This window comes from Chryseobacterium gleum (assembly GCF_900636535.1).
Classification (GTDB): domain Bacteria; phylum Bacteroidota; class Bacteroidia; order Flavobacteriales; family Weeksellaceae; genus Chryseobacterium; species Chryseobacterium gleum.
Genome location: NZ_LR134289.1, coordinates 1,958,574 through 1,973,597, shown reverse-complemented (window position 1 = coordinate 1,973,597; position 15,024 = coordinate 1,958,574). Strand labels below are relative to the sequence as shown.

At 42.5% G+C, this 15,024-nt stretch carries 5 protein-coding genes; all 5 read right to left on the bottom strand.

What is annotated here, in order from left to right; genetic code table 11:
• Positions 1-2: 2 nt before the first annotated feature.
• Genes EL165_RS09005 through EL165_RS08985 form a run of 5 tightly spaced genes read right to left on the bottom strand, consistent with a single transcriptional unit; the run spans position 3 to position 14,759 of the window.
• The gene (locus tag EL165_RS09005) at positions 3-2,405 is read right to left on the bottom strand and encodes a glycosyltransferase (protein ID WP_002977697.1); all 2,403 of its coding nucleotides are present in this window, start codon (positions 2,403-2,405) and stop codon (positions 3-5) included.
• The gene (locus EL165_RS09000) at positions 2,398-3,180 is read right to left on the bottom strand and encodes an alpha/beta fold hydrolase (protein ID WP_002977698.1); all 783 of its coding nucleotides are present in this window, start codon (positions 3,178-3,180) and stop codon (positions 2,398-2,400) included. Before EL165_RS09000 ends, EL165_RS09005 begins: the two co-directional genes overlap by 8 nt.
• Positions 3,171-3,470 (bottom strand): acyl carrier protein, encoded by a 300-nt coding sequence (locus tag EL165_RS08995; protein WP_002977699.1) that lies wholly within the window; start codon positions 3,468-3,470, stop codon positions 3,171-3,173. The genes EL165_RS09000 and EL165_RS08995 overlap by 10 nt, the downstream gene beginning before the upstream one ends.
• A complete protein-coding gene (locus EL165_RS08990; protein ID WP_002977700.1) occupies positions 3,458-7,723 on the bottom strand; it encodes a type I polyketide synthase in 4,266 nt (1,421 codons plus the stop codon). Before EL165_RS08990 ends, EL165_RS08995 begins: the two co-directional genes overlap by 13 nt.
• 19 nt (positions 7,724-7,742) lie before the next feature.
• The gene (locus EL165_RS08985; protein ID WP_002977701.1) at positions 7,743-14,759 is read right to left on the bottom strand and encodes a type I polyketide synthase; all 7,017 of its coding nucleotides are present in this window, start codon (positions 14,757-14,759) and stop codon (positions 7,743-7,745) included.
• Between the last annotated feature and the right edge of the window lie 265 nt (positions 14,760-15,024).

Sequence of the window (15,024 nt, the reverse complement as noted above, 5' to 3'; positions counted from 1 at the left end):
GGCTACACAGAAGCTAATGTTGAATGTTCGTGTACAAAATTTTCTAACAGTTCTACCGCTTTGTCATTTCCTCCGGCAAGGGTGAATGTGTTCTGGACTTCCCTGGCAGCTTCCCGGTATTTCGGATTTTCCAGCAATTCAAAAACGGTTTCACGAAGCGCATCTACACGCAGTCTCTTGTAGCGGATGCTGATTCCGCAGCCTGCCTGCTCGATCAGTTTGGCAATATGGAAATGATCGTAAGCAATAGGGGTGATCAGCATCGGTAATCCGTTACGGAAAGTATCGTTTACGGTATTGAAGCCACCGTGGCAGATCACCATGTCCATTTGCTGCATCACTGCAGACTGAGGTACAAAGCTGTTTACGATAAAATTATCCGGCCATTCTTCAAAGATTTCGGGTGGAGTAGCGGCAATCACTGTAACCGGCTGGTCTTTAAATGCAGCAATGATCTTTTCAAAAAAGGCTTTTCTGATATCAACCAACAGGGTTCCCAATGATACAAATATCTTCGGAGTCGTGGAAGCATTCAGTTTATCCCAGTCAAATGGGGCATCGTTCGGGCGGCCTTTTACCGGCCCTACAAATTTCATATGAGGCGGAACGGTTTCAAATCCGGCAAAAGCCTGTGAAGTAAATACCATATTCAGTTTGTGAGAATGGATATAAATGCCTTCTTCATGAATGCCTACTTCTTTTTGCAGGTCTTTAATCAGTTTTTGCTGCCATTCCCAGATTTTTGGGGCACTTTTTTCCGTATCTCCCATCACATCCGGTGGAACCGGAGTAGTGGTTACACAAGGAATATTGTTTTTGTGGGCGAAAAGTGCGCCTCCGAAAGTGATACAGTCATTCACGATCACATCAGGCATCCAGCTTTCTGTGAGTCTCGTTAATCCCGGCATCATCATTTTAGCGAAAGGAACATACGTTTCTTCCAGAGCCAGCTTCATCACTTCAGGTCCTGAACATGCCGGTCCGTCATCCTGTCTTTTTAAAATACGGGCAATTTCCTCCTGATACGGAATAAGGTCTTCTTCCGGATAGAAATAAGAACCTCCTTCAGGAATATGCTTACTGTCTAAAGGCGTAATTCCGAACCATTTTACTTCGTGGCCACGGGCAATCAGACTCGCTCCCACACTTAAAGTAGGACTCACATGTCCGAAAAACGGAGGAACAACGAATAAGAACTTAGAAGGTTTTTCAGGTTTTGAAGCCTTTACTATAGCTTGCTCCAATAAGTTTGCCGCTGTAGCTGCACCTCCTGCCTCTGCAAAAGACTGACTTACTTTCTGAGCCGCTTCACGGTATTTCGGGTTATTTAAAATCTGCTGTACGGCTTCTCTCAGGTGATTGGCTTTGAAGCGGTTGAAGTTCAGACGTTCACCTGCTTCTGTACGCACCACACGGCCTGCAACGTGAGACTGGTCATAGGCAATCGGAATTACGACCAAAGGGATTCCGTTGGATAAAGTTTCAGAAACCGTATTGTGGCCGCCGTGGCACACTACACCATCAAGATGAGGTAACAGGTCCAGCTGAGGAATCTGCTGATAGACCATAAAGTTTTCCGGCCACTGCTCAAAAAGCTGTGGATCAGAAACCACTACAACGGTTAAATCTTCATCTTTAAAGGCATCAATCACCTTCTGGAAAAACGCTTTTTTATGATCATGATCGAAAGTAGTTCCGATGCTTACCAGAATCTTTTTGTTGGCAGCATTTTTCAATCTGTCCCAATCGAATTCACAAGAGATACGACGCTCTGTAAGAACCGGTCCCGTGAATTTATACTGAGGTGCGAGATCATCCATTCCCCCAAAGAAGTAATTGGAGGTAAGTACCAGTGTCAGCAGGTCTGAAGTGGCCAGAGAACGTTCTTCATGGAAGCCTAATTCTTTCTGTAAACTGATAATTTGATGTACTTCCCATTCGTGAACTTTCGGAAGCTCATTCATGATTTTAATAGCTGCCGGAGCGGTAACGGAAGTGGCATAAGGAATTCCAAGAATTTTCGCAGCAACAGGGACTGCAAATAACTGATGATCCCCGATAATTAAATCAGGCTGGTATGTTTTTAATAAAGTGATAACGCCTTTATAGCAATGTCTGTTCAGTGGGGTAAGAACTTCTTCGTAAAGGAACTTCACACTGTCGATTCCGTATACTACTTTTTTGGAAATAATATCGAGATATTGTTCACTTTCTTTTTTTTCTTCGTCGGTCTGATCGTATTGGATCAGTAATAATTTTCCTCCCTTGGGAAGTTTGGCCTCTAACGTAGGGTCAAGGCTGATCCAGGCTACTTCATGTCCTCTTTCCAGTAACGTAGCACCGATGCTTAAGGTAGGATTGACATGTCCTGTGAGTGGTGGAACTATAAATGCAAATTTAGCCATGGTTTTGTGTTAGGATTTTAGATAAAAATTGAGCGATCGTTTCAGCGATAAGCTGAGGTTCCTGGATAGGAATATTGTGATCACCCGGGATTAATTCAAGTTCAGACTGTCTGATTTGAGACTGAAGCCACTCACCGGTAGGCCTGCAGTTGGAATCAGCTCCATAAAGCAATAAGGTAGGAGCCGTTAATTCATTGAAACGGGCTTCACCAAGGAAATGTTTTTCCTTAATCATATCTGCTTTGATGCTGGTCTGGTTAAACAGAAATTCATACATACGGTGGTTCTTTTCCATTTGTCTTTTGCCCATCTGCACTTTGGTGGTATCGGTAAAGTTGGCAACATAATGCTCAAGGAATTCTTTGCTGTATTCATCAATGATATTACGGGCTTTTTCGTCCTGAGGATCCGGAGCTTCCATCACCACCAGTTGATTGATGCGTTCAGGATATTCCAGAGCTGTTTTTAACGCAATAAGACCTCCGAAACTGTATCCGACAAGATGTACTTTTTCCAGTTGAAGGTGATCTGTTAAACCTATTAAATCGGATGACATGTTGTCAAGATCGTATCCATCAAGAAAGCGCTCACTCATACCGTGGCTTTTCAGATCGTACATCACCACATGGAAATGTTTTGCCAGAATAGGAGCAATATTAAAATAATAAATGGACAGGTTACTGAACATACCGTGGATTAAGACCACGGTTTGTTCGGCTCCTTTATTGAGTTCCTGTATATGAACTTGTCTGTTATTGACAGTGATTATTGGCATTCGTAGATATAATTGATGATCATACTAAGGTCAAGATTGATCAGCTGGTCCAGATCCATGGAAGACAGCCAGCCTGTAAAATCGATCTGATCGCCAAAATGCGCTTTGATCTTTTCAGAAAAAGAGACGATCTCTATGCTGTCCATTTCAAGATCTTTGGTGAATGAACTTTCAGGAGTAATATCCATCTCCTCTACAAATTCAGCACCTATCACTTCAGTAATAAAACCTTTTAATAAAGTAAAAAGTTCTTCGTGGTTCATTTTTAATGTTGCGTTTACAGTGTCCATCCGATAATATAATTTTTATGTTTAATAGTTTTGATTTCAATATTGTTGATCCACAGGTGATCGTCTTTTATTTCTTCGACTTCGAAGGCTTTTGGATTTCCTTTCAGTCCGGTTCCTGAGAACTTTCCGTAGGCTTCCTTGGCTACCCAGAAACGGGTGGTCCATTCTGCCTGATCTTTTCCTTTTAATAAGGCTAATTCATGGTCTGTAAATACCAGATCATAGAATCCTTCGCTGCGTTCTTCCATCAGTTCCATATCAATTCCTACAGATTTTCCATATCTCGCGATTCCTACAGCATCTCTTCCTTTGTGAGCCAGTGAAATATGGATATTTTCTGTAAAATCACTGATGAGGTAAGGTTTCCCTACTTCATCGGAACGGATTTCAAATGTGATTGGGAAGCAGGCATGATTTTTTTCTTTACGGAGAAGATTTCTTACAGCATCTTTCACGGCCACACGGCTTACCATCCAGTTTTTCTTTTTGTTGGGTAACAGCTGCTGGTGATGCTGTTTTTCCGTTTGGTTGAAATATCTTTTCAGGATAAAGTCCCATGAAGCGACTCTGGTATAGGCCTGGTGGAAGAAAAAAACTTCAGGAGCAATCTCTTCCGAAAGGCGGTTGTGCAGCGGCGACATGGAAACATTCCATAAAGCGGCGTCAATTTCCAGTCTTCTGTTTTGCCAGCCCGTAATGGCACACCAAACTTTTCCGTCCCTTTTCAGGGTGATATCTGCGATGGCAAATTCATCATTAAGCTCGGTCAGCATACAGGTGCATTCAAAAATACCTTCCTGATCATGCATATTTCCGAAAAACTCTATATCTCTGATTTTTACAGGGAATGCAATGCGGTCTTTCACCAAAGTAAGCTGCAGCCAAAGCCCGAATAACTGTCCTGCATTATCAAGCAAAGAGCCTTTACCGCCATTACCTTTTATCTTCCCGATAATTCCTTTGTCTCCAACGGCTGAAACTTCTGTAATTCCCTGGTATTTTTCTCCATGGAACATGTGCATGTCATAGATTTCTTCGGGTGTTCTTTCGATAGGTAAAAGATTTCCGATGGAAAGATTGAATGCTGGTGTCGGAACAGAACCTGATTTTAAAATGACTTCTGCGTTGGCAAAGTTTTCAATATCGAGATAAGCATGATTCGGTGAACGCCATTCTCCTTTTACGGTTTTTTTGAAAGGCTGTGCTACGTTCATCCATTGGAATACACTTACATTCATGATTTTATGAACCTGTGTTCCCGGGATTTCCGCTTCTGCAATTTCTGCCAGCTGTTCAAAGATCATCGTCATTGGAATGACCGGTTCCATATCTGCTACATGAGCCCATCCTTTTGGCTGTCTCAATAAGCTGTGATCGATCAGGTAAGGATGACTTTCCAGCGTTACGTACAAATCTTTTGTGAAGGTTGTATTTCTTGGTGCTTGTGGAGCAGCATATTGTGCTAAAGGAGCAGCCTGAGCAGGACGTGGAATTGTAATCTCCGGACGACTTTGGAATAAAGTCAGTACTTCTTCCTGCATACGAATCATATCGGCAACGTTATCCTGAAATGCCTGTACCAGCGGATGACCACTTTTGGCAGTCATGGCTGAAGCTGAAGTGGTGTATTGTTTTGGTGTTTCAAAGGCTTGAGCTAAGGCTTTTACTTCTTTAAAATTACGGACAATAGGAGAACCTAATTCAAGCTTAATACCTTTTCCTGCTGGTTTTTTTGATTGCTGCTGAACTTCTAAGAAGTCAAGAGCAGTGGTTTTCCCTTCTACAAATAACGAAGCGACAACACGTTGTAGCTGTGCCAATGCAGAACGGGTAGGAACACTGGAAGGAATGGTGCTGAATGCTTTTCCTTTCAAGGTATCATCAATAAATCCGATCAGCCCACCGGTACCCACCTGAATGAAGACTCTTGCGCCTTCTTCGTATAATTTATTGGTCAGTTCACGGAAACGGACAGGTTCTACCAAATGCTCTGCACTCAGTTTTCTGATGGCTGCCTGATCTGCAGGATAAGGTTCTAATGTGGTAGCTGACCACAAAGGAATTTTTGTTTGCTGAAACTGTGCTTTTTCCATTCCGGCAAGGATTACATCCAGTTTATCTGCGATAAAAGGAGAGTGGAATCCTGACTGGAAAGGCAGAACCTGGTGGAAAATCTGCTTTGCTTTTAACAATGGAACCAATTCATCCAGAGCAGCATTGCTTCCGCAAAGAATCACCTGATTAGGGCAGTTGTCATTGGAAACATACAGGTTTGAAATTTCATTAATAAAAGGTTTTATAGCTTCAATTCCGGCTCCTATGGCAATAAATTTTGAATCTTTTAATTCAAAAGTTTCAGGATTCAATACATCGATTAAGGCTTTTACAGAATTGGCTTCTGCCAGCTCGGACGAATATCCTGCCAGCCATTCTCCTAAACTGTGCCCGGCATTCATATCCGGAATGATTCCCAGTTTTTTCAATGAATTATCAAGGATACTGCAGTTGTTGAAAATGTTTAAGGCATCGGTTAAAAGACCTTCACCTTCTGTTTCAATAGGCGCTGTTAATCCAAAATAACGGCTTACTGTTTCTACCTCACCTTTCGCCAGACCGTCTAAGCCTGGAAATACAAAGGCTACCTTACCGCCATCCTTTAATAATGGGGTAGAAGTATACCAAATGTCCTGTTTATTTTTCCAGATGATATTTTTGGAAACAATTTTAATCGCCTTTTCTATTCTTGCAGGCGTTGGAGCAAATATCGCAACCCTGAAATCTCCTTCACCAATAGCTGTTTCATTATTTTGTAATGCGGAAAGCAGTTCTTCATGCGTGGGTCTTGCCAGTATCAGTACCTGATCTTTTTTAGGCATATCATAACCTTCCAGAACAACGTGGGCATTGATTCCTCCAAATCCGAAGGCATTTACAGCGGCTATTTTTGGAAGTCCTGTTTTTGACCAGTTTTTGGCTTCCTGTACCGGTTCAAACCTTGTATTCTGCATCTCCGAAGTTGGATTCTCACAATATAAGGTTGGCGGTAAAGTGTCATGATGTAAGGCAAGACAAGTTTTAATTAATCCTGCAATTCCGGCTGCCGGCATCGCATGCCCGATATTGGACTTCACAGATCCGATACCTGCCGCCGGAGCAGCTTCTTCTTTTCCGAAGAACTGAGCCAAGGTCTGAAGCTCTGTTTTATCGCCAAGCGGTGTTCCTGTGCCATGAGCTTCAAGGTAACCGACTTTATTTTTATCTAAATCAGCATTGATCCATGCCTGTTCCAACGCTTTCAGCTGCCCTTTTACGGATGGGCTCATCACACTGGTTCCGGTACCGTCACTGCTGACTCCCACACCTTTAATGACAGCGTAGATTTTATCCTGATCACGAACAGCGTCTTCCAGTCGTTTTAAAACAACGAAACCACAACCTTCTCCAATCAATAGACCATCAGCATCACTGCTGAAAGGCTTAATCTGCTGCTGGCGTGACATGGCTCCCAGCTGGGCAAAAATACTCCAGAAAGCAGCATTCTGTCCTGTGTGGACTCCTCCTGCAATCATGATATCGGAACGACCTCTCTGAAGTTCCTGCACCGCATGGTCTACAGCGATTAAAGCGGATGCACAAGCAGCATCTACTGTAAATGCAGCACCTCCCAGATTGAATCGGTTGGCAACAAGAGAAGCAACAAGATTGGGAATTAATCCCATCGCCGTATCTGCTGCAAAACGACCTTTACGCTCCTGAAAAGCATGTTTTACTTTTTCAATATCGGAGGAAGAAACGTGAGGCAGCAATTCCTGTAGTAATGAGGAAATCTGTTCTCCGGTTCTTACAATTTCGATAGCACGGGTAGCTCCCGGACCGGTATAGTTTCCTTTCCCGATGATGATTCCTGTTTTTTCAAGAGAAGTATTCTTTTGGAATATGCCTGCATCTTCCAGTGCTTTCTGTACCAGATCAAGGGTAAGCAAATGGTCGGGTTCCGTTCCTTCAACGGCTAATGGCAAAATACCGAATGCTGTGGGATCAAACGTATAATCAGGGATAAATCCTCCACGCTGACAGTAAAAACGGTCAACGGGACTGGTGGTATCACTGAAATGAACAGGATCTATACGGTCAGCCGGAGCCAACTCGGTAGAATCGACTTTATTGACAATATTCTGCCAGAAAGTGTTGGCATCCTGTGCCCCGGGAAAGACACAGGATAGGCCAATTACAGCAACATCTGTTTTTTTCATACTTTGTTTATGCAGAGTTTTACCAATTATTTCCTGACATGATCAGCACCTGGCTTTCAGTTCCGTATTTGATCTCATTTAAGAAGATTTCTTTTCCTTCATCCAATGGAATCATGGAAATTCCTCTGCGTTCATATTCTGATTCAAGGGTGGAAGAGACCATTCCGGCACCTTTCCATGGTCCCCAGTTGATGGAGATTACTTTTCCTTTTAATCTTTTGTTTAAGGCATTGGCATAATCATCCAGTACACTGTTGGCAGCAGCATAATCTGTCTGGCCTTTGTTACCGTATACAGAAGCAATGCTTGAGAACAATACCACGAACTGGCAGTCTTCACGAAGCTGTTCTGCCAGTACACGAAGCGGTTTTACTTTGGTATCAAATACACGTCCGAAAGAGCTTGTGGTCTTTTGTTTGAATAATTTATCTTCTAAAAGACCTGCTCCGTGGATGACTCCATCCAGACGTTCATATTTTTCATAGATACTGCTGATTAAATTGCTTAAACCTTCTTCGTCACAAAGATCCAGTGATTGGTAAATGATGGTATTTCCAAGTTCTTCCATATCACGGATGGTGCGGAGAATCTGATTGTTTTTGAAAATTTTCGTCGTTTCTTTTTCAATCTCTGCCGGAGAAGTGAATTGTCCGGATCTGATCAGAAAACTTCTGATTTCCTCTTTGGTTTTCATTCCTTCAAAATCTTTTGCAGAAATTTCATTTCTCGGGTCTGCAGATCTTCCTACCAGAATGTAAGTACATGGATAAGCCTGAGACATATGTTTTACCAACTCGGCGGTAATTCCCTGTGCTCCTCCAAGTACCAAAACCACAGATTTCTGATCTAGCTGAATGTGGGCTTCACTTAAACTTGTTGACAATGGGGAAGGGATGATGTCTACTTTGTGTCTCTGGTCATTTTTATAAATGATTTCAGCAGGTTTATCATTGGTAAGAATTTCCTTTAAGGTAATCTCAGCAATCTGATTTACTTCCTGAGGAGTGCTCAAACTGATCAGTCTGCAGGCTGTATTGTCAAATTCTCTTGCCAGGCTCTTGAAAAGTCCCGGATAACCCTGATGATGACGCAATACGCTTACATCAGTAATTTCCTGAAGATGAGCCGGAATATCTGAGATCAGATAGACCCATTTTGCTTTATCAAAATCCAGTTTTTTGATCAGATCTACATGATCGATGATGCTTGGTTTATCTGCTGCTGAGAAAAGGTCCAGCATAATTAATCCGTCAATATCTGAAAGATCTTTTTCTGCATCTGCCAATTCTACGATGGCTCCGTGTTTTTCCAGAGCTTCTTTGATTGCTGAAGAATGCTTGCTGTTATCCTGAGTGATGGCAAAACGTTTTCCCTGCAATACTTCTGTATTTTGTACCAGGGAAGCATCAGTAGGTGTAATATCAAAACGGAGACGTGAAAGTACATTTTGGGTTGGTTCCACGGCATTTGTTTCTTTTACATCTTGAGTAGTTTCGTTCGATTCACCATTCATTTCGCTGATCCAGCTTGCCAGACCGCGAAGTGTTTTAATAGCAGCCAGTTTTTCCATCACATCATCCGCCTGTTCAAGGTTTTGACCAAAGCCGATTTTGGTTTTAAGATCACCGATGATTTCCATACGTTTGATGGAGTCGATACTCAAATCTGCTTCCAGATCAAGGTCAAGACCTAACATTTCTTTCGGATATCCTGTTTTTTCACTTACGATATTCAAAATAGCATTTTGAAGGTCTTCCAGAGAAAATGTAGGTTGAGCTTGTGGTTTTGAAGCTATTGATTCAGCTGCAGATCCGTTTTTTTCAGAAGCAGCAATTGTTTCAGCCCCTGAGAATTCAGTAAGCCATGAAACAAGACCGCTTAACGTTTTTATTCCTGCTAACTGCTCCATAACGGAGTCTTCACTGGTGTTTCCGTTACCCAGAGTTCCCAGTTCGTTACGAAGTGTTCCGATGATTTCTACTCTTTTAATAGAATCAATACTTAAATCCGCTTCAAGATCCATTTCCATACCCAGCATTTCCTGAGGATATCCTGTTTTGTCACTTACCACCTGCAGCAGTAAGGATTTGATATCTTTTGAAGGAGCCTGTTTCACAGCAACAGCTACTTCCTGTTGAATATGCTGAACCGGAATAGCAGAGACTGGCTGTTGAGCCGGAGCCTGCACCAGTGAATGATATACAGGAGCCGGGAATGCCTGCGGATTCTGTCCCATAAAGGAAAGCATCACGTCACGCTGTGCCTGTATCATTAATTTCATACTGTTTAAATATTCCTGCAGCATACGTTCGGCGGTAGATTGTGCTTCAGCTGCCGGTGCCTGTTGATTTGTAGTAAAATTGTTCATGGGAATAGGATTTATGAGTGGTAATGCACCATTGGAAGGCAGATTACCATGAGTTGGGTAGGCGGTTTGCCCGTTTACACGCCAGATGGCAGGGCTTTTCTTGTAAAGCCCGGGTTGGTTAAGATCAATAACCTTTACACTGCGTCCATCGAAAAGTTTACTGATATTGAAGCTTCGGCCTGTTCCTAAATATTGTGCCAGCATGCAAAGAAGATGGCTGAATTTATTATGGCTGTTGTCTTCAACATATAGGGTAAGCTGATCTTTTTCCAGGCAGGATTTGGTCAGTCCGGTAAGAACTTTTCCCGGACCTACTTCGATGAATATTCTTGCTCCATCGTTATACATTGCCTGCAGCTGTTCTACAAATCTTACAGGCTGTACCAGATGATCGGTAAGTCTTTCTTTTATTTCAGATGGATTTGAAGGATATACTTCTGCAGTCGTATTGGACCATACCGGAATCTGCATTTCGCCGAAAGGAACATCTTTAAGTACTTCAGCATATAAATCCTTGGATTTTGCTAATAACGGACTGTGGAATGCACAGGCAACTTCAAGCTTTTTAGCAGAAATACCTTCCTGTTTAAGAACTTCCAGCAATTTATTGATCGCATCTGTATTTCCAGCAATGACACATTGTGTAGGAGCATTAAAGTTGACAGGATAGCATCCTTCTACTTTAGCAATGATCGGTTGTAAACGTTCTGCTGTAGCACTTGCTGCCAGCATTGAACCTGGATCTCCGCCTTCTACAGAATCTAAGATAGACTGTGCTCTCTTAACACTTAAGTCCACCAGTTTATCTTCTCCAAATACTCCTGCAAAGCATAATGCCGGAATTTCACCGTAGCTGTGACCTGCCAGCATATCCGGGATAATACCTAATGATTCCAGGAATTTAGCCAATGCAAGATCAACAATTCCTAAAAGCGGTTGTGCTAAGCGGGTATCTTTAATGGTTTCTTTTTGTCTTTTTACATCAGCTTCATTGAATGTTTTGGACGGGAAAACCACTTTTTCAAGTTCAGGGTACTCATCAATAATCTTACGCATAGCCGGGAAAACTACGAATAGATCACGAGCCATATTAATTCTCTGGCTGCCCTGTCCCGGGAATGTGAAAGCTACTTTACCTTCTTTTTTATTTACGGTAAAGGTGTCTTTTGTCTCAATTCCCAGTAATACCAGTTCAAGTTTCATCATCAGATCTTCCACAGTGTCTGCCACGATGCTGAACTGGATCGGTTTTTCTGAACTGATGCTTAAGCTGTAGGCAATATCCTGTAACGGAATACCATCATTAATTTCCAATAAAGCTTTTACCTGGCCGGATTGTCCTTTTGCTTCTTCATAGGTATCTCCACGGAAAACAAACAATTCTGAAGGCCATGACTGCATTACGATTGAATCATCTTGTTTAGGATGGTTGGCAATGACCGTATGGAAGTTGGTTCCTCCAAATCCGAAAGCACTGATTCCTGCATAACGGTTTTTCTCAGACCATAACCCGCTTTCTGCATGGAATGCAAACGGACTGGTTTCAGCATTATAATAAGCGTTAGGATGCTGAAGATGTAAGGTAGGTGGCTTTACCCCGTGATATACAGCAAGGGAAGCTTTGATTAATCCTGCTAATCCTGCAGCACACTTGGTATGTCCGATCTGTGTTTTTACCGAACCTAAATGAGTCTGACCCGGTAAAGCCCCTGAACGGCTGAACAAATTCGTTAATGCACTCAGTTCTGTTTTGTCACCTACTACCGTTCCCGTACCGTGTGCTTCTACAAGACCTACGGAAGCCGGACTTATCCCTGCCTGGGAATAGGCGCGTTCCAAGGCTCTTACCTGGCCTATTTTTCTTGGAGCAGTAAGCCCAAGTGCTTTACCGTCACTGGATCCGCCAACACCTTTGATCACGGAATAGATACGGTCACCGTCACGTACAGCATCTTCATATCTTTTTAAAACAAGGATAGCAATACCTTCCCCGAGGGCAATACCGTCTGCATCACCGTCAAATGTAGCACATCTTCCTTTTCGGGATAAAGCATGTGTACTGGAGAACATCAGGTAATCGTTAATCCCGTTGTGTAAATCTGCTCCTCCTGCAAGAACCATATCAGATTTTCCCAATACAAGTTCCTGGCAAGCCAGATCAATAGCTGCCAGGGAAGAAGCACAGGCTGCATCTACGGTAAAGTTTCTGCCGCCGAGATCCAGCCGGTTTGTAATTCTACCGGCAATTACATTGGCAAGAATACCCGGGAATGAGTCTTCTGTAGTATGCGGGAAGGCTTCTTTTACTTCTTCGTGAAGTTCTCCGAAAACCTGTTTATAATATCCTCTGAAACTATAGCTGTTGGCAAGGTCATTACCGCCTTCAGCACCTATGATAACAGAAATGTTTTCTCTGTTGATTTGTTTTTCACCATATCCTGCATCTTCCATTGCACGTTTTGCAACCAATAACGTCAGCAATTGTGTTGGTTCAATGGCTGCCAGAGATTGTGGCGGAATTCCGAATGCCAGCGGATCAAAATCAATTTTAGGAATAAAGCCTCCCCATTTGGAGTGAGATACATCCGGACCATCAGAATCCGGGTGGTAATACAATTCTTTATTCCATCTTTCATCCGGCACTTCGGTAACACTGTCTTTTCCTAAAATAATATTTCTCCAGTATTCATCCAGATTTTTAGCACCCGGGAAGATACATTCCATTCCTACGATGGCGATGTCCAAAGGTTTTTCTGTAAAAACAGGTTCTTCAGGCAATGCTGCATTCTGAACATATTTATGATTGTCTACGATACTTTGGTGAAGGTCTGCCAACGAGATTACACGGTTGTGCATCGTAGCTACCTGGCCAATCATGTACATTCCTAAGTCTAGTTGGTCATCTTTAGGAATGCTGACAAGTTGATCGCCCTGGCGTTCTATACCTTTAGCTGCAATACGTAAGCGGCCTACATTTAATTTTTCAAGCTGTTCCCATACCTCTTTTTTATCCATTCCGGCTGCCAGAAGTTTCGCTTTTTCCTGGTTGAAATAATGGGCAAATGCTGTATTTAAGCAACGGGTTTCATGTCCGGGAGCTGTTTCCAGTAAGACTGTATCTTTCGCCTGCATGGCCTGCAACTGGAATTCTTCCTGGATGGCTCCGGTTTGTACAGCTTCATGAGTATACAGATAGGCTGTTCCCATCAATACCCCGATTTTTACTCCTCTTGCCGCTAATGGCGCGGTCATGATGGATACAAACGCTGTTGAAAATGCGTTATGAATTCCTCCGGCAAAAAAGACACTGATGTCTTCCGGATGATCCTCTTTTAAAATACGTTCAATCTGTTTTTCCCAAAGAACCGTACTGGCCAGTGGTCCTACGTGGCCTCCGCACTCGCGTCCTTCAAAAATGAAATTTTTAGCACCTTCTTTCAGGAAAATATCCAGAAGAGCAGGAGAGGGAACATGCAAAAATGATTTTATACCTGCTTTTTCAAATATTTTGGCCTGAGCAGGTCTTCCGCCTGCAATTAAAACAACAGGAGGTTTTGCTTCTAATATATAGGAAGTCTGTTCATCTCTCAATTCCTGTGGGGCAAATCCTAATATTCCTACACCCCATGTTTTTTCACCAGCCAGTTTTTTGGTGTCCATTACCAGAGATTTTGCTGATTCTCCTTTTAGTAAGGATAAGGCCACGAAAGGTAAGGCTCCGGCATCTGCAACCGCATTGGCGAATAAAGGAACATCACTTACTCGGGTCATAGGACCTTGAGCAATAGGATATTGCAGACCAAGATCCCGGGCTAAAGCGTTTTCTTTATCAACGACCTTAAGCGCCTTTGCCTGCTTCAGGTGTCCGTACATGGCTTCTTTAAATCCGAAAACCAGTTTTTTCAGTGTTTTAAAGTCTTCATACAGGTCTGCGGCCAGTGAAATGTCTTGTCCCATAGGGATATAACATGTATTAAGGTCGAGACCGTAAAAGAATTTTTTCAGCTCTTCAGCAGTAGTATTTTCAGGTAAAGCGGGTGAGTGGGGTCTTACCAGTACGCGATGGTTAGCAATCACCTTAGTTTCTGTACCATTCAGTTTTGAGCAAATTTCTTTCAGATCTTTTGGAACTGAACTTTCAGGAAACAGGGCAAGCTGACTGTCCAGTACAATTCCTGTTGCTCCCAATGCCTTTGATGCCGCTGCGGTATGGGGACCTATCCCTCCCTGTACCCACACCGTAATATTCCGGATTTCATTGATCACACGCTGGAACAATACAAACGTGGATTCATATCCTACCAGTCCGCCTGCTTCATTTCCTTTAATAATGATTCCTTCTGCTCCCGATTGTTCAGCCTGTATGGCTTCTTCCAAACTGGTTACCTGATAAATAAGAGGCAGGTTGGAAGGCGCAGACATTCCGAACGGAAGAATGGCAAATCTTACTTTTTCAGAAATCTGAAGGGCAGAGGAAATGTCGTTAGAAAAATAAATACCATACGATGGTACGTCTATCTGATCAAGTTGATGTAACGCTTCCTGGGCAGTTATAAGCTCTTCTCCTAAACTCAGGACGGGAAATGCACCCGCCTGATGCAGTTTAAGCATAAGGTTAACGTCCGGTTTTTCAAAAGGCGTTAGTCCAATAATGGTTAATTTTTTCATGGCGTGATAATTATTGAATGATAGCAAGAGTTTATAATAAAAATGTCAAGCCTTTGGTGATAAGGACCTGAGCTTTTTATTATGATATAATAAAATTGGTTTTTGTCAAATAGTTAACAATCTGTATTGTTTGGTGTTGATTATTTAATAATCTTCCAATTGTGGACGGGTTGTAAAGTGTGTTGTTGGCGTCCGGCTTTTCAACGGGCATTAGCCTGATTTTGGTCAAGTTTTTCATAGCATCACGGTATAGAAATAGTTAATG

Excerpts from the sequence above, each read along its gene's own strand:
- EL165_RS09005 (WP_002977697.1), bottom strand. The coding sequence starts at position 2,405 with ATGGCTAAATTTGCATTTATAGTTCCACCACTCACAGGACATGTCAAT.
- EL165_RS09000 (WP_002977698.1), bottom strand. The coding sequence starts at position 3,180 with ATGCCAATAATCACTGTCAATAACAGACAAGTTCATATACAGGAACTC.
- EL165_RS08995 (WP_002977699.1), bottom strand. The coding sequence starts at position 3,470 with ATGGACACTGTAAACGCAACATTAAAAATGAACCACGAAGAACTTTTT.
- EL165_RS08990 (WP_002977700.1), bottom strand. The coding sequence starts at position 7,723 with ATGAAAAAAACAGATGTTGCTGTAATTGGCCTATCCTGTGTCTTTCCC.
- EL165_RS08985 (WP_002977701.1), bottom strand. The coding sequence starts at position 14,759 with ATGAAAAAATTAACCATTATTGGACTAACGCCTTTTGAAAAACCGGAC.